Below are 16461 nucleotides of genomic sequence, written 5' to 3'. Positions count from 1 at the left end.
GGGGCGCCTCCCGGAGACGGGAGGGCGCCCCTCTGCCGCTCGCGGCGGCGACCTTGCCGGCAAGGATTGAATGGTGGTTCAATCCTTGCGTGGTCTACCGGAGCACCGAACGCGTGAAGGCCCGGCTCAGCGCGTCCCGGGAGCGGATCATCGCCGCCGCGCTGGAGATCATGGCCGAGCACGGGTACGCCGGCTGCTCGGTCGCCGCCGTCGCCGAGCGGGCCGGGATGGCGACCGGCAGCGTCTACCGGCACTTCCCCACCAAGGCCGACCTGGTCGCCGAGGTGTTCCGCGTGGCCTCGCAGCGGGAGGTCGACGCGGTGGCGCGCGCGGCGGCGCTGGAGGGCACCGTCGCCGAGCGGGTCACCGCCGTCATCGAGACGTTCTCCGGCCGGGCGCTGCGGTCGCCACGGTTGGCGTACGCCCTGCTCGCCGAGCCGGCCGACCCGGCGGTCGACGCCGAGCGGCTCGTCTTCCGCCGCGCGTACGCCGAGCTGATCGCCGGTCACGTCGCCCAGGGGGTGGCGAGCGGCGAACTTCCCCCGCAGGATTCCGAGCTGACCGCCACCGCGCTGGTCGGCGCCCTGGCCGAGGCGATGGTCGGCCCCCTCGCGGCCGGGGTCGCCGGGCCACGCACCATCGAACACCTGATCACGTTCCTCCACCGCGCGCTGGGAGTGTCGCCGTGACGACGCACGAGGTCCTCAACCAGGTTCCGCCGCTGGTCGGTCACGACGCGGCCGACGACGCGGCGCTGCTCGACGGGCTCGAACGCGAGGGCGCCGGCTGGGCCGCCGCCGAGCTGCACGAGCTCGGCCGCCTCGGCGGCGGCGAGCAGGCGATCGAGCACGGGCGGCTGGCGAACGAGCACCCGCCGGTCCTGCGCACCCACGACCGGCACGGCCACCGCGTCGACGAGGTGGAGTTCCACCCGGCCTGGCACGAGCTGATGCGTACCGCGGTCACGCACGGCCTGCACGCCGCGCCGTGGGCGGACGACCGGCCGGGCGCGCACGTGGCCCGCGCGGCCAAGTTCTACACCTGGCGCCCCGACGCCGGGCACGGCTGCCCGATCTCGATGACCTACGCCGCCGTGCCGGCGCTGCGGCACGCCCCGGAGCTGGCCGCGCGCTACGAGCCACTGCTCACCGCCACGTCGTACGACTTCGGGCTGCGCCCGCCGCTGGCCAAGCGGGGACTGCTGGCCGGCATGTCGATGACGGAGAAGCAGGGCGGCTCGGACGTACGCGCCAACACCACCACCGCCCGCCCCGAGCCGGACGGCACCTACCGCCTGCTCGGGCACAAGTGGTTCACGTCGGCGCCGATGTGCGACGTCTTCCTCACCCTCGCCCAGGCGCCGGGCGGGCTCACCTGCTTCCTCGTCCCGCGCGTCCTGCCCGACGGCACGCGCAACCCGATGCGGCTGATGCGCCTCAAGGACAAGCTCGGCAACCGCTCCAACGCCTCCGCCGAGGTCGAGTACGAGCACGCGGTCGCCTGGCGGGTCGGCGACGAGGGCCGTGGCGTGCGCACCATCATCGACATGGTCAACCTGACCCGCCTCGACTGTGTCATCGGCGCGGCGGCCGGCATGCGCCAGGGCGTGATCACCGCCGCCCACCACGCCACCCACCGGCAGGCCTTCGGCCGGTACCTCGTCGAGGCGCCCCTGATGCGCAACGTGCTCGCCGACCTCGCGGTCGAGTCCGAGGCCGCCACCGTCCTGATGATGCGCCTCGCCGGGGCCACCGACCGGTCCGCGCGCGGCGACGCCGGCGAGACCGCGTTCAAGCGGCTCGCCCTCGCCGTCGGCAAGTACTGGGTGTGCAAGCGCTGGCCGGCGCACGCCGCCGAGGCCCTCGAATGTCTGGGCGGCAACGGCTACGTCGAGGAGTCGGGCATGCCGAGGCTGTTCCGCGAGTCCCCGCTGAACTCGATCTGGGAGGGCTCCGGCAACGTCGCCGCGCTGGACGTGCTGCGCGCCCTCGCCAGGGAACCCGAGGTCATGGCCGCGTTCCAGGCCGAGGTCACCGCTGCGGCCGGCGCCGACGCCCGGCTCGACGCCGCCGTACGCGAGGTGCAGGCCGAGCTGTCCGACCACGACGACGCCGAGCTGCGGGCCCGCCGGATCGTCGAACGGCTCGCCCTGGTCCTGCAGGGCTCGCTGCTGGTGCGGCACGGCCACCCCGCCGTCGCCGACGCCTTCTGCGCCTCCCGGCTCGGCGGCGATCACGGCCAGGCGTACGGCACGCTGCCCCGCGGCGTCGACTTCGCCGCGATCATCGCCCGCGCCGTGCCCAAGGTGGGCTGACCGGGGGCGGCGGGGCCCACCGGGCCGGACCCGCACGCGGGAAGGGCGGTCGACCCGCTTGCCACCGTGGCGTCGCCCACATTCTGCCGGTCGGAAATCGTACGCCGATCGTCGGTGCCGCTCGTTAGTCTGCGTGCGGACACTGCCGGTACGTGGCAGGTCGAGGCACGGCTCGCGCCGGCCCCACGGGGACTCCAGGAGAATCAGTGACACAGCAATCCATCGCGACATCGGACAAACTCGACGCCTCGGTGCTCAAGGTGGCCGGGGTCGTCGTCATCGGCGCGATCATGTCGATCCTCGACGTGACGGTCGTCGGCGTCGCCCTGCCGACCTTCCAGCGCGAGTTCGACGCGTCGTACGCCGAGGTCGCCTGGACGATGACCGCCTACACGCTGGCGCTGGCCACGGTGATCCCGCTCAGCGGCTGGGCCGCCGACCGGTTCGGCACCAAGCGGCTCTACATGATCGCGCTGGCGCTGTTCACGATCGGGTCGGGGCTGTGCGCCAACGCCGACACGCTCGGGCAGCTGATCGGCTACCGCGTGCTCCAGGGCCTCGGCGGCGGCATGCTGATGCCGCTGGGCATGACGATCATGACCCGGGCGGCCGGGCCGCACCGGATCGGCCGGCTGATGGCGGTCCTGGGCATCCCGATGCTGCTCGGGCCCATCGGCGGCCCGATCCTCGGCGGCTGGCTGATCGACGTCGCGAGCTGGCACTGGATCTTCCTGATCAACCTGCCGATCGGCGTTGTGGCGCTCGTCTACGCCGCCCTGGCGCTGCCGAAGGACGCCCCCGAGCCCGCCGAGTCGTTCGACTTCCTCGGCATGCTGATGCTCTCGCCGGGGCTCGCCCTCTTCCTCTACGGCGTCTCCACGCTGCCCGAGACCGGCACGTTCGCCGACACCGAGGTGTGGGCGCCGATGCTGGTCGGCGGCGCGCTCCTCGTCGCCTTCGTCCTCTACTCCTTCCGGACCCGGCACCCCCTGCTCGACCTGCGGCTGTTCGCCAACCGCAACCTCACCGTCGCGACGGTGACCATGTTCGTGTTCATCATCGCGTTCATGGGCGCCGGCCTGCTGTTCCCGAGCTACTTCCTGCAGATCCGTGGCGAGTCGACGCTGACCGCCGGCCTGCTGATGGCACCGCAGGGCCTCGGCGCGATGGTGACCATGCCGGTGGCCGGGATGCTGGCCGACAAGATGCCTGTCGGCCGTACCGTGCCGTTCGCGCTGGCACTCATCGCCCTCGGGTTCTTCACCTTCACCCAGGTCGACCCGCAGACCTCGTACGTGCTGCTCTGCGGGTCGCTGTTCGTCATGGGCCTGGGCATGGGCGGCACCATGATGCCGATCATGACCTCGGCGCTGAAGACCCTCAAGGCGCACGAGGTGGCCCGCGGCTCCACCCTGGTCAACATCCTCCAGCAGATCGGCGGGTCCGTGGGCGCCGCCATGATGTCGGTGATCCTCACCAGCGAGCTGAACGGCTCCCGGCCGATCCCCGGGGCGACCGACCCGAGCGGGAAACCGGTGACGGAGGCCGGCCTCGCCATCGCCGTCCAGCAGCAGCCGGAGCTGGCCGAGCAGTTCCCGGTCGACCCGTCGCTGATCCAGCGTGGCCTCGACTTCGCGGCCAGCTCCTTCGCCACCACGTTCTGGGTCGCGTTCGGGCTGGTGCTGCTCACGTTCATCCCGGTGGCGTTCCTGCCGCGCCGGCGCGAGCCGTCGCACCTGCTCGACGGCCAGCAGGAGGGGCAGCCGAAGGCTCCCGTCATCATCCACTGACGCCACGCGCCCGCCCCCGGGACACCACCGGGGGCGGGCGCCCGTCGGTCAGCGCTGCCGTGGCGCGGGGGTGTGCTCGTCGTGGGTGCCCTGGTAGCCGGCGGCCTGGAGGGCGAACAGTTCGGCGTACCGGCCGTCGGCGGCGACGAGTTCGGCGTGACTGCCGGCCTCGACCAGCGCGCCGTCGTGCAGGACGAAGATCCGGTCGGCGTGCCGGACGTTGGCCAGCCGGTGGGTGATGAGGATGGTGGTCGCCCGACCCTGCCGGTCCCGGATGGCCTGGAACAGGGCGTCCTCGGCGCGCGGGTCGAGGGCGGAGGACGGCTCGTCCATGATCAGCAGCTCGGCGTCCCGGAGGAAGCCCCGGGCCGCCGTGATGCGCTGCCACTGGCCGCCGGAGAGGTCCTGACCGTTGGCGAAGGTCCGGTCGAGCAGCGTCTCGTACCCGTGGGGCAGCTCCCGGATCATGTCGTGCGCGACGGCACGGGCGGCGGCGGCCTCGATCCGGTCCTGCCGGGCCTCGCTGTCGACGTCGCCGATGGCGATGTTCGTCGCGGCGGTGAACGGCCACTTGTGGTACTCCTGCGTGACGACGGCGATGCGGGCCCGCAACCCGTCGGGGTCCAGATCGGCCAGGGGCCGCCCGTTCCAGCAGATGACCCCCTCGCCGGGGGCGCGCAGGGTGGCGATCATCGCGGCGAGGGTGGTCTTGCCCGAGCCGTTCTCGCCGACGAAGGCCACCGTCTGCCCCGCCGTGATGGTCAGCGTGACCCCGTCGACGGCGGGGGTGTCCCGGTCGGGGTAGCGCAGGCTGACCCCGCGCACGGCCAGCTCGCGCAACGGGTCCGGTGTGACTCCCGTGCCGGCCGTGGCCGGGTCGGGCAGGTAGTCGACGGCGCGGGCCATGAACCCGGTGTAGTCGCTGAAGTGCTGTCCCTCGGTGTAGACACGGTCGATCTGGAACGTGACGACTGACAGCGAGCGTTGCGCCGACTGCACCGCGATCACGCAGGTGGCCGCCGCCGCGAGCGGAATCTGGCCGTCGACGAGCAGCAGCCCGAGCAGGACGTAGACGACGCCGGTGGCGAGCCCGCCGATCATCGCCCCGATGGTGGTGGTCGTGGTGACCCGGCGGGCGAGGGTGAGCTGGATGGCGGTCTCCACCCCCATCACCCGGTCGTACTGGTCCAGCAGGAACCGGCGCAGCGTGTAGGAGCGCAGCTCCGGTGCGGAGTCCCGCACGGCCATCAACTGGTGCAGCAGCCAGAGCCGCCGTCGCCGCACCGAGCCGGCGATGTAGGTGCGGTACCGCAGGTGCCCGGCCCGTAGCGACGCCCAGGCGTTGGGCACCGTCGCGACCAGCAACGCCAGCAGCAGCAACGGGTGGATCACCACGACCGCGACGGCCACCGCCAGGACCCCGGCCAGGCCGGCCATCAGGTTCATCGACGCCTGCACCAGCCCGGTCGTGGAATCCGCGCCCCGGGAGGCCCGCTCCATGTCGTCGGCGAACGCATCGGCGTCGAACGCCTCCAGCCGCACCGCGGTCGTCACCTCGAACAGGCCCCGCTCCACCTCCTGGTCGACCTTCGGGGTCAGGCCGTTCTGCGCGTACCCCATGGCGGTGGCCATGCCGGCGCGCAGCGCGGTCGCCCCCGCCAGCACGGCGAGCGCGGGCAACGCGGCGACCACCTTGCCGGCGGTCGGCCCGCCGGCGAACAGCTCCACCAGCACCCGCTGGGTGGCCAGCAGCCCGAAGGCGACCATCACCCCGGCCCCGAGCGTGGCCGCGGCCACGACCGAGGTGCGGATCCGGTCGGCCCGCCAGCTGATCCGCAGCGCCGCCCAGACCAGGCGGGGCAGTTCGGCGACCACGGCGAACAGGCCCGCCTCCGCGCGTGCCCGCAGGCCCGTCTCCCACCACATCGTCCGCAGCTCCGGCAGGACCGACTCCGTCCGTGCCGGGTCCGGCTGTTCCGGCGTGGTGTGCTGTTCGGTGCGGGTGGCGGCTCCGGTCACGGGCGTGTCTCCTCGCTGCGCGGTGACGTGGACGGCGGTCGCGGGTCGGGTGGCGGTGGGGGAGCGGAGCACCCAACCCACAGTATTTACACAGCTACCAATGGTCACTGTCGACGACGCGCTGGTCCAGCCCGTCGGCCTCCCGCCGGTCACACCACGACCAACTCCGCAGTTCGGCGGGCGGTAACACGATCCGGGCGGCCTGCGACGAGGTCAGCCCGGCCCCCGTCGTAGAAGGACCCGGCCGGCGGAGTCGGTCATGAGCAGACCGGCGCCCATGCGCTTGCGGGGCAGCCCGGCCGTGAAGTCGGGACCTTCCCGCGTCATGACCGGACACCAGGGGAAACCCGGTGACGCGCGCGAACGGCGGCACGGAGCGCCGCCGCCCGCGCGGTGTGCCTCAATGCTCGCTCACGCCGTCGGGGCGGGCAGGCGGGTCGGATCGTCAGCGGCCCGGGACCGGCGGGCGGCGACGAAGCCGAAGGCGGTGGCGGTGAAGAACATCAGGATGCCGTAGATCGCCGGTGGCATACCGATGTCGGTGTTGTTGAGCAGGGCCGGGCTGAGCGCGATCGTGATGGCCAGGGTGGCGTTGTGGACGCCGATCTCGAACGACGACGCGACGGAATCCCGGTGCCCGACCCGCAGCAGGCGCGGCGCCGCGTACCCGATGGCCAGGCTGAGCAGGTTGAACAGCAGGGCGATGAGGCCGACCGCGCCGATGGTGGCGGCGAGTTCGTCCTTGACGCCGAGGACCGCGCCGACGATCACCACCATGAGGACCACGATGGAGAGGATCTTCACCGGTCGCTGCATACGCGCGGCGAACGCGGGCCGCCGCTGCCGGACGACCATGCCGATCGCGATCGGGATGAGCACCAGGGCGAACACCTGGAGCACCTTGTCGAACTGGAGGCCGAGCGAGCTGTCCGAGCCCATGAACGCGGCGACGGAGAGGTTGACGATCACCGGCAGCGTGAACAGGGCGAGCACCGAGTTGATGGCGGTCAGGGTGACGTTCAGCGCGACGTTGCCCTGGAACAGGTGGCTGAAGAGGCTGGCGGTGCTGCCGCCGGGGGAGGCGGCGAGCAGCATCATCCCGACGGCCAATTCCGGGCGCAGGTCGGCGGCGAGCACCAGGCCCAGGCAGACGGCCGGCAGGACCAGCATCTGGCAGACCAGGGAGACGACCACGGCCCGGGGATAGGCGACGACGCGACGGAAGTCGGCCATGGTCAGGGTGAGGCCGAGGCCGAGCATGACGATGCCCAGCGCGATGGGGAAGAGCACGAGCGACAGACCGGTATTCACAGTGCTGGGCCTCCTGATCGCGGTACGCCAGGGATCACCGGAGCTTCACACCACGACGGGTGCGCCCGCATCTTGCAACGTGCCTAGACGTCCGTCAATGGGTGTCGTCCACCGGCCGTGCCCCGGCGCCGGCCCCGGGGACGGGGCCGACGCCGCGACGCGGGTCAGAAGGGCCACTGGTCGCGGGACCCCGCCTCGATGAGCGGAATCATCGCGAACGCGGCGTCGGAGAGGCCGCCGAACGTGTGCCGGTCACCGGCAGCCGGCGTGTGCCCGACCCGGTGCCCGGCCAGGTTCCAGGTGTACACCGGTACCCGCGCGGGCACGGCGGCCGTGACGTCCGCCGCGCCGTGCCAGTGCGCCTGCTCGTCGGTGAGGATGACCACCCGGTCGTGCCCGTCGTAGTGGTCGCGCACCGCCTTCTCGGTCCGGGTCCCGGCGCCGTGGAAGTAGCCACCCTCCTTGAACCGGCGCACCGCCGCCAGCACCGACTCGCCGGCGACGGCCGGGAACACCGTGCTGGCGTTGGAGAACGACACCACCGTGGCGTCCCGCGCGCGGGCGGCCAGCGCGAGGCCGAACACGGTGGCCGCGTCCCAGCAGCGCAGCGTGCCGTCCTTGCTGAACGCGCTGTTCATCGATCCCGACGTGTCGATCAGAACCAGTGTCCGCCCGTCCAGGGCGGGCACGTGCGCCAGCGCCTGCTGCAACGCCCGCTCCAGGGGGTACGCCCACCGCAGGCTCGGTGCCGCGTTGTACGCCGACAGGTACCGCATCGGCAGCACACGCGACCGGGCGACCTCGCCCGGATCGGCCAGCCTGGCCGCCACGGCCTCGGCGACGGTGTCGCTGACGCCGGCCCGGTCGAAGTTGCGCAGGTTGCGCAGCAGCGCCAGGTAGCCCATGGTCGGGATGATCGCCTCCCACGCCGCGGCGTCCATCGCGGTCTGCCGCCAGCCCGCGAGGGACTCCCAGGTCATGCCGGCCGCGCCCAGCACCGCCGGGTCGGTGATCTCGACGCGCCGCTCGACCGGCAACGCCATGAGCTCGGCCCGCGCCGCCAGCATCGTGAGGGACCCGGGCAGCGGGTTGTCGCGCTTGTGCCGGCGGTCCAGCGCGTGCCGGAAGAGGTCGCCCTGTCGCGCGTCCCGCGCCGTCGGGTGGGTCAGGTCGATGACGTCGCCGAACCGCACCGGGCTGCCGTCGGCGTCGTACTTGAGCAGGCTCCGCTCGTGGTACAGCCGCGTCACCGCGTCGGCGATGCCCCGCTTGACCGGCTTGGGCATCGTCCGGCCGTGGCGACCCAGCCAGTACGCGAGGGCCTCGCCCGGCTCGTCGGCCCGCTGCAACGCGGAGTCCACCACGGCCCGGGAACCGGGGATGCCGGCGGCGACCTGTGCGCGGGCGCCCTCCAAGGCGGCCACGATGGACGCGGAACGCAGCATCGCGCCGGTACGCAGCCACCGCACGAAGCGCGCGAACCAGTCGGGGTCGGCGACGGCCACGGCGGCGACCAGCTCGCGGAACCGGGAGTCCCGGTCGGCGGCGCCCTCGTAGAAGGTGTCCTCGCCGACCATGTTCGACACGCCCAGCAGGAACAGCTCGGCCCGTGGCTCGCGGGCGAAGCCGGGCGCGCCCTCGGCGGTGACGGGCAGCTTGTCGCGCCGCAGCTTCAGGTTGAACTTGGCCATCGCGTACCCCGTGTGGGTGGAGCGGAAGGCGCGACCGCACCGCACACCCGAGATCAGGAGTCGGCGACGGACCTGTCCGCCGCTCTGCCGCTTGAGCTAGCCACCCGAAGGCGGCGGAGGACTCGAACCTCCAACCTGCGGATCCCTGAAGTAACCGTCACCTGCGCACCGGGCGTGCGGCGTGGTCGCACCTCCCGAGATCGAAGCGGCAACGGAGACTGGCCCTCGCGGGCCAAGGTGACCTGGGCTGCTGGTCGACACCGCCTTTCGGCGGCGGCGGGATTCGCACCCGCGTCTCCCCGTTGGAAGCGGAAGTAGCCGTTGCCTGCGCACCGGGAGGTGCCCGACGACGGTAGGCGACCCGTGCGTACGGCGGCAAGCCACTTTGGCCGGCTGTCATCGAGTATGTGGACGGCGATGCGCTGAGCGGAGTGCTCGCCAAGGGTGATCATGGTCGAGCGGGGACAGCAGCGCGGTACGGCCGCTGAGGGGACGCGAGCCGGCAGGGCCGGTCGAGGCGGTGTGCCCCGGCCGACCCTGCCGGCGTCCGCGTGCTGCCCGAGGGATCAGACGCGGGACCACTTCTGGTTGGCGTCGCCCGTGCAGTCCCACAGTTGGAGCTTGCCCCCGTTGCTGGGGTTGCGGTCCCGTACGTCGATGCAGCGGTTCGCGCTGAGGTTGACCAGATCACCGGCGGCGTTCAGCGTGAAGCGTTGCGCCGGGTTGCCGTTGCAGGTGACGAGGTTGACCTCGGTGCCGTTCGCCGTGCCGGCCCAGGCCGGGTCCATGCACTTGCCCATGGCCCGGATCGTGCCGTCGGAGGCGAACGTCCAGGCCTGCGCGGCGGTGCCGTTGCAGTCCCAGATCTGGAGCTTGGCCCCGTCGACCGGGTTGGCGCTCGGGATGTCGATGCACCGACCGCTCAGCGCGCCCCGGATGGCGTTGGTGCCCGTCGGCGGGTTGCCGCCCGAGGTGTAGCCCGAGACGCGTACGTAGTCCACGAGCATCTGCTGCGGGAACTGCGTGGAGGCGTCGGGGTAGCCCGGCCAGTTACCGCCCACCGCCACGTTGAGGATCATGAAGAAGGGGTGGTCGAAGACCCAGCGGTTGCCGCCCAGCCGACCCGGGTCGACCCGGTGGAACTCAACGCCGTCCAGGTACCAGATGATGGAGTTCGGCTCCCAGTCCACCCGGTAGGTGTGGAAGGCGTCGGCCAGCGGCTGGCCGATGGTGCGGCTGCCGGTGATGCCGCCGCCACCCGAGTAGCCCGGGCCGTGGATGGTGCCGTAGACGGTGTTCGGCTCCCGGCCGATGTTCTCCATGATGTCGATCTCGCCCGCGTTCGGCCAGCCCACGCCGCCCATGTCGTTGCCGAGCATCCAGAACGCCGGCCAGATGCCCTGACCGCGAGGGATCTTGATGCGGGCCTCGAAGCGGCCGTACGCCTGGGTGAACGTGGCCGCCGTGAGCAGCCGGGCCGAGGTGTACTCGCACCGGCCGTAGTGGCACTGGTAGTTGGCGGGGTTCTCCCGGCGGGCGGTGATCACCAGGTTGCCCTGGCCGTCGTGCACGGCGTTGCTCGTGCTGTTGGTGTAGTACTGCCGTTCGTTGTTGCCCCAGCCGCCGCCGCCGATGTCGAAGCGCCACTTGCTCTGGTCGACGGGCGTGCCGGCGGAGGCGTTGAACTCGTCCTGCCAGGTGATTCCCCCGATGGCGGCCTGCGCCGGTTCGGGGTGGACCGGCACGGAGAGGGCCGTCGTGGCGGCGATGATCGCGGTCGCGGCGAGGGCGAGCGCCCACGGCCGGCGGCGGGTACGGACTCTGAACATGTGGGACCTCCTTGGAGGATGCCGGCGCGATGTCTCGCGCGGACGATCGGCCGTTCGGCGTGGGCGCGACGGCGGACGGGGCGCCGGTCAGCCGCGACGCCACTTCTGGTTGGCGGCGCCGAGGCAGTCCCACAGGTGCAGGCGGGCGCCGTCGGAGTTGTTCCACTCCTTGATGTCGACGCACTTGTTGGCCTGCGGGTTGACCAGGTCGCCGGCCGCCGAGAGGACGAACTGCTGGGCGGGGTTGCCGCTGCAGTTGGCGATCTGGATGACCGCGCCGTTGGCGGTGGACCCCCACGCCACGTCCATGCACTTGTTGTTCTGGGTGCGCAGCGTGCCGCCGGTGAAGGTCCACGACTGCGCGCCGGTGCCGTTGCAGGTCCAGGTCTGCAGGGGAACGCCGTCGGAGAAGTTGGAGTTCGGCACGTCGATGCAGCGGTTGTTCCAGTTGCTGATCAGCCGGCTTCCGCCGCCGCCACCGGTGGTCACCAGGGACAGCCCGTAGACGCCGAGGATCTCGTTGACCGGCTGGAACCAGGTCGTGCCGCCCGTGGAGCAGTTGCCGGAACCGCCGGAGGTGACGCCCTGGGCCTGGTTGCCGGAGATCCAGGCCCCGCCGGAGTCGCCGCCCTCGGCGCAGGCGTTGCTGCGGGTCAGGCCCGACACCGCACCCTGCGGGTAGTTGACGGTCTCGTTGCGGCCCAGGATGGTCCCGCAGCGCCAGCCGGTGGTACGCCCGGAGCGGCAGACCGAGCTGCCGATCGCCGCGTCCTGCGAGCCTGCGACCGTCACGTTGCCCCCGGCGTAGTTGTTCACCCAGGGCTGCGGCGTCCAGGAGCCGTTGGTGCGTACCCATCCGTAGTCGTTGCCGGGGAACGACGACCCCGCGAACGTGCCCTGGGAGACGTTGTTGAAGCCGAGGGTGGGGCTGCCGACGCCCCCGCAGTGGCCCGCGGTGACGAAGCCGCCGACGACCGCGAAGCCGACCGAGCAGAGGGTGTTGCCGTTGATCACGTACTGGTCGCCGCCGCGGATGTCGTAGAGCGGGCGGGGCGCGTCGGCGGAGGTGACGACCTGGATCGCGTCCGCGGGCACGCCGGCGGCCTTGGCGTACGCGATCGCCTTGGCGGTGGCGCCCGGGCGGGCCGTCACGACCACGCTGTTGCGGGCGACGTCGACGCGCCAGCCGTGGACATCGCGCGGATCGGCGGCGGCGGTGCGCCGGTCGAGGGCGCGCTTGACCGTGTCGAGGGTGCGCTCGCTGCGGGCGACGACCGTGACGTCGGCGCCCTCGGCGCGGACGGCCGGAGCGAGCGCGCGGTCCGTGACGGCGACGGTGAGGCGCTGCCCGCCGGGCGGGATCCACGCGCCGGCGAACGCCGAGCCGAGCGTCGCCCGTAGGCGCCGCTCGACCACCGGCGCCGCGGCCTCGGTGCGCAGGCGTTCGTCGACCTGCGCGGCGGTGAGGCCGAGGTCGCGGCGCATCGCCTCGACCAGGGCGGGGCCGGGGCCGGCCGGGGCCGCCGTGGCGCGGTCCGGGGCGGCGGGGGACGTGTCGCTGGCGTGACCCGCCGCCGGGGTCAGGCCGAGGAGCAGGAGGCCGGCGGCGGCGGGGACGAGCATGCGCAGTCTTCGAGACAAGGGGGTTCCTCCCGGTGCGGCGAGGGCGGCAGACGAAACAAGAGAGCGCTCTCTGAAAGAAGTCTGTCGATATCTCGACACATCTGTCAAGAAGGTTGCCAGTTGTGGCCCGCGCGTCGCCCTCGGCGACGGCCGGTGCGCGCCCGCCCGGGCCAGGCCGGCGGGCGGTGGGGGTGTCGAAGCGGCGTCGGGTCAGGCGGTGGAGAGCAGGCCGCGCGCCGCCTGGACCTGGTCGACGGCCCGGCGGAGCGCGGCCACGATCCGGTCCTCGCCGGCGGCGCCCAGCCGGGCCACCGGCACCGACAGGCTGATCGCGTCGGTGGCCGGCGCCGCCAGGGGTACGGCCGTCGCGAAGCAGACGATGCCCTCGGTGTTCTCCTCGCGGTCCACCGCGTAGCCGTGTTCCCGGACGGCGGCCAGCTCGGCGCGCAGCGCGTCGGGGTCGGTGACGGTGTGCGGGGTGAGCGCGGGCAGCGGCCAGGTCAGCAGCCCGTCGAGCGCGTCGTCCGGGCGCTCGGCGAGCAGCGCCTTGCCCAGGGCGGTGGCGTGGGCCGGCAGTTGCCGGCCGATCGCGCTGTAGAGCCGCAGCGGGTGCACCGACTCGCGTTTGGCGAGGTAGACGATGTGCGCGCCGTCCAGCCGTCCCAGGTGGACGGTCTCGCCGAACTGCCGCGACAGGTCGTCGAGCACTCCGCCGAGCAGGCCCATGGTGTCGTCGCTGGTGAGGTACGCGGCGCCGACCTGGAGCGCGCGCACCCCGAGCCCGAAGCGGGTGCCGGTCGGGTCGCTCTCGACCCAGCCGCGCTGGGCCATGGTGCGCAGGATGCCGTGCAGGCTGCTCTTCGGGATGTCCAGCGCGCGGGCCAGGTCGACCAGCGAGCGCCGCTGCGGCGAGGCGGCCAGCGCCTCCAACACCTCCAGGGTCCGGGTGGAGGACTTCACGGGCTGGAACCCGCCGGGCAGCGTCATGGGCGCCACTCTAGCGGGGTTGACAGGCCGGGCGGCAGCGCTAGGGTCACATATGTGACTGGCGTACAGAATGATGAACAGAGACCTGCGGTCGTGGCGGCCGTCGGCGCGGCCCGGATCCTGCCGGTCGTCGTGCTCGACGCCGCCCGCGACGCCGCCCCGTTGGCCGAGGCGCTGGTGCGCGGCGGGCTGCCCTGCGCCGAGGTGACCTTCCGCACCGACGCGGCGGCCGAGTCGATCCGCGTCATGTCCGAGCGAGGCGACCTGCTCGTCGGCGCCGGCACGGTGCTGACCCCGGCCCAGGTCGACCGGGCCGTCGAGGCGGGCGCCCGGTTCGTCGTCACCCCCGGGTTCTCCCCGGCGGTCGTCCGGCGCTGCCAGGAGGCGGGCGTGCCCGTCTTCCCCGGCGTCGCCACCGGCACCGAGATCCAGATGGCCCTCGACGCCGGGCTCGACACGGTCAAGTTCTTCCCCGCCGAGCAGCTCGGCGGCGTCGCGATGATCAAGGCGCTCGCCGCGCCGTACCGCTCGGTGCGGTTCGTCCCGACCGGCGGGGTCAACACCGCCAACCTCTCCGACTACCTCGCCCTGCCCGCCGTCCTGGCGGTCGGTGGCACCTGGATGGTCGCCCCCGACCTGATCGCCGCCGGGCGTTGGGACGAGGTCGCCGCCCGCACCGCCGCGGCCGTCGAGGCCGCCCGACCCGCCGTGGAGGCCTGAGCCGTGCTCTCCATCCGTCCGGCCGGCGAGTGCCGGTACGACCTGGTCTCCCTCGGCGAGATCATGCTGCGGCTCGACCCGGGCGAGGGCCGGGTCCGCACGGCCCGCACCTTCCGGGCCTGGGAGGGCGGCGGCGAGTACAACGTGGCGCGCGGCCTGCGCCGCTGCTTCGGCCTGCGGACCGCCGTGGTCACCGCGTTCGCCGACAACGAGGTGGGCCGGCTGCTGGAGGACCTCGTGCTCCAGGGCGGGGTGGACACGTCCCTGGTGACCTGGCTGCCCTACGACGGGGTCGGCCGCGCCGTGCGCAACGGGCTCAACTTCACCGAGCGCGGCTTCGGCGTCCGGGGCGCCGTCGGCACCTCCGATCGCGGCCACAGCGCCGCCAGTCAGCTCCGGCCCGACCAGGTGGACTGGGACCACCTGTTCGGCACGCTGGGGGTGCGGTGGCTGCACACTGGCGGCATCTACGCCGCCCTGTCCGAGACCACCCCGGAGACCATGGAGGCGGCGATGGCCGCCGCCGCCCGGCACGGCACCGTCGTGTCGTACGACCTGAACTACCGGCCCAGCCTCTGGAAGGCGGTCGGCGGGCAGGCCCGCGCCCAGGAGGTGAACCGCCGGCTGGCCCGCTACGTCGACGTGATGATCGGCAACGAGGAGGACTTCACCGCCTCGCTGGGCTTCGAGGTGCCCGACACCGACGCCTCGCTGTCGGAGCTGGACGTGGCCAACTTCCAGCGGATGATCGAGGCGGCCACCAGGGAGTACGACAACTTCAAGGTCGTCGCCACCACCCTGCGTACGGTGCGTACCGCCACCGTCAACGACTGGGGCGCGATCGCCTGGGCCGACGGGCGGTTCGTCGAGGCGACCCACCGGCCCGGCCTGGAGATCATGGACCGCGTCGGTGGGGGCGACAGCTTCGCCTCCGGCCTCATCTACGGGCTGCTGGAGAAGGGCGACCTGACCACGGCCGTCGAGTACGGCGCGGCGCACGGCGCGCTGGCGATGACCACGCCCGGCGACACCTCGATGGCCAGCCTCCGGGAGGTCGAGGCGCTCGTGCGGGGCGCCGGCGCGCGCGTGCAGCGCTGACCCGCCGACGGCCGACCGGCCCGGGAGCGACGCGGCTCCCCGGCCCCGGCGGCGGGCCGCCGCGCACGACGCGCCCGGCCGACGGCCAGCACCCGCGGCGGCACGCCGGCCGCCGGTCCGCTCACTCCCCGGTGAAGTGCGGTTCGCGCCGGTCGAGGAAGGCCCGGACCGCCTCGTCGTGGTCCCGGGTCTGGTGCGCCAGCGCCTGCATCGCGGCGGAGAGCTCCAGCACGCTGTCGAGGCTCTGGTGCTGGGCCTCGCGCAGCAGCTTCTTGGCCATCCGTACGGCGTGCGGAGGGTTCGCGGCCACCCGGTCGGCGAGCCGGCGTGCCTCGGCGAGCAGTTCCTCGTGCGGCACGACCCGGGAGACCAGCCCCCACTCCAGGGCGGTGGCGGCGTCGACCCGGTCCCCGGTCAGCGTCATCTCGGCGGCCCGGGCGGCGCCCACGGCCCGGGGCAGCAGCCAGGCGCCGCCGTCGCCGGGGATGATGCCCAGCTTGACGAAGCTCTCCGCGAAGAACGCCCGCTCCGAGGCGATCCGCAGGTCGCACATGAGCGCCAGGTCGCAGCCCGCGCCGACCGCCGCTCCGTTCACCGCCGCGATCAGCGGCACGTCGCACGCGTACATCGCCCGGGGGATCCGCTGGATGCCGCGGCGGTAGCCGTCGCGCAGCTCGTGCGGGGCGCCGCCGAAGAGGCCGACCCGGTCCGCCATGTCCTTGACGTTGCCGCCGGCGGAGAAGGCGCTGCCGGCGCCGGTGAGGATGACCGCCCGGACCGCCCGGTCGGCGTTGACCGCGTCGACCCGGGCGACCAACGCGTCGATCACGTCGTCGCCGGAGATGGGGTTGCGGGCCTCCGGCAGGTTGATCGTCCACGTCTCCACGGGACCGTCCCGCTCGACGAGAACCGGGTCGTCCACGCGTGTCTCCTCGGTGTGCCGCTGATCTGGTCTGCCCCGAAACCAACCACACGCCCGCCCGGCCGGCAAGGCGGGGTGCCCCGAACGGCTCTGCGTCACGGCGGTCAGACAGCCGCCGTCGGCGATGCGGGCACCGGTCCTTCGACGTATTGAGATG

At 73.0% G+C, this 16461-nt stretch carries 12 protein-coding genes; 5 read left to right on the top strand and 7 right to left on the bottom strand.

The window, feature by feature from the left end:
- The first annotated feature begins 89 nt into the window (after positions 1-89).
- From ACPXCB_RS00905 to ACPXCB_RS00895, 3 genes are all read left to right on the top strand, one after another.
- Positions 90-689 (top strand): TetR/AcrR family transcriptional regulator, encoded by a 600-nt coding sequence (locus ACPXCB_RS00905; RefSeq protein WP_425871276.1) that lies wholly within the window; start codon positions 90-92, stop codon positions 687-689.
- A complete protein-coding gene (locus tag ACPXCB_RS00900) occupies positions 686-2314 on the top strand; it encodes an isovaleryl-CoA dehydrogenase (RefSeq protein ID WP_425871274.1) in 1629 nt (542 codons plus the stop codon). Before ACPXCB_RS00905 ends, ACPXCB_RS00900 begins: the two co-directional genes overlap by 4 nt.
- Positions 2315-2520: 206 nt before the next feature.
- On the top strand, positions 2521-4104 hold the full coding sequence (locus tag ACPXCB_RS00895) for a DHA2 family efflux MFS transporter permease subunit (protein ID WP_425871272.1): 1584 nt from the start codon (positions 2521-2523) through the stop codon (positions 4102-4104).
- A 48-nt stretch (positions 4105-4152) separates the two neighbouring features.
- Here ACPXCB_RS00895 and ACPXCB_RS00890 read toward each other — a convergent pair whose 3' ends face one another.
- The 6 genes from ACPXCB_RS00890 to ACPXCB_RS00865 form a co-directional block, all read right to left on the bottom strand.
- On the bottom strand, positions 4153-6048 hold the full coding sequence (locus ACPXCB_RS00890; RefSeq protein WP_425872095.1) for an ABC transporter ATP-binding protein: 1896 nt from the start codon (positions 6046-6048) through the stop codon (positions 4153-4155).
- Positions 6049-6534: 486 nt separating this feature from the next.
- A complete protein-coding gene (locus tag ACPXCB_RS00885; RefSeq protein ID WP_425871270.1) occupies positions 6535-7434 on the bottom strand; it encodes a bile acid:sodium symporter family protein in 900 nt (299 codons plus the stop codon).
- A 164-nt stretch (positions 7435-7598) separates the two neighbouring features.
- Positions 7599-9125: a TROVE domain-containing protein gene (locus ACPXCB_RS00880; protein ID WP_425871268.1), complete on the bottom strand. Its 1527-nt coding sequence runs from the start codon at positions 9123-9125 to the stop codon at positions 7599-7601.
- A gap of 566 nt (positions 9126-9691) precedes the next feature.
- The gene (locus ACPXCB_RS00875) at positions 9692-10954 is read right to left on the bottom strand and encodes a ricin-type beta-trefoil lectin domain protein (protein ID WP_425871266.1); all 1263 of its coding nucleotides are present in this window, start codon (positions 10952-10954) and stop codon (positions 9692-9694) included.
- 87 nt (positions 10955-11041) lie between these two features.
- Positions 11042-12595, bottom strand: coding sequence for a ricin-type beta-trefoil lectin domain protein (locus tag ACPXCB_RS00870; protein WP_425871264.1), 1554 nt, complete (start codon positions 12593-12595; stop codon positions 11042-11044).
- Between the two features lie 192 nt (positions 12596-12787).
- Complete coding sequence (locus ACPXCB_RS00865) at positions 12788-13564, bottom strand: IclR family transcriptional regulator (protein WP_425871262.1); 777 nt, start codon at positions 13562-13564, stop codon at positions 12788-12790.
- A gap of 54 nt (positions 13565-13618) precedes the next feature.
- Here ACPXCB_RS00865 and eda point away from each other — a divergent pair, with 54 nt between their 5' ends.
- Both eda and ACPXCB_RS00855 read left to right on the top strand, forming a co-directional pair.
- Positions 13619-14284: a bifunctional 4-hydroxy-2-oxoglutarate aldolase/2-dehydro-3-deoxy-phosphogluconate aldolase gene (gene eda, locus ACPXCB_RS00860; RefSeq protein WP_425871260.1), complete on the top strand. Its 666-nt coding sequence runs from the start codon at positions 13619-13621 to the stop codon at positions 14282-14284.
- 3 nt (positions 14285-14287) lie between these two features.
- A complete protein-coding gene (locus tag ACPXCB_RS00855; protein WP_425871258.1) occupies positions 14288-15382 on the top strand; it encodes a sugar kinase in 1095 nt (364 codons plus the stop codon).
- A 121-nt stretch (positions 15383-15503) separates the two neighbouring features.
- Here the strand turns inward: ACPXCB_RS00855 and ACPXCB_RS00850 are convergent, their stop codons facing one another.
- Positions 15504-16304 carry a crotonase/enoyl-CoA hydratase family protein gene (locus ACPXCB_RS00850; protein ID WP_425871256.1) on the bottom strand — a complete coding sequence of 267 codons (801 nt, stop codon included), beginning with the start codon at positions 16302-16304 and terminating at the stop codon, positions 15504-15506.
- Positions 16305-16461: the final 157 nt, after the last annotated feature.

It is taken from the genome of Micromonospora sp. DT62, from assembly GCF_049847285.1.
Taxonomy (GTDB): domain Bacteria; phylum Actinomycetota; class Actinomycetes; order Mycobacteriales; family Micromonosporaceae; genus Micromonospora; species Micromonospora reichwaldensis.
Note: the sequence above shows the minus strand (reverse complement) of the source record. Positions and strands in the feature narration are given on the sequence as shown.

Bases quoted from the DNA above. Each gene is read 5' to 3' on its own strand.
- ACPXCB_RS00880 (WP_425871268.1), bottom strand. From the start codon at position 9,125: ATGGCCAAGTTCAACCTGAAGCTGCGGCGCGACAAGCTGCCCGTCACC.
- ACPXCB_RS00875 (WP_425871266.1), bottom strand. From the start codon at position 10,954: ATGTTCAGAGTCCGTACCCGCCGCCGGCCGTGGGCGCTCGCCCTCGCC.
- ACPXCB_RS00865 (WP_425871262.1), bottom strand. From the start codon at position 13,564: ATGACGCTGCCCGGCGGGTTCCAGCCCGTGAAGTCCTCCACCCGGACC.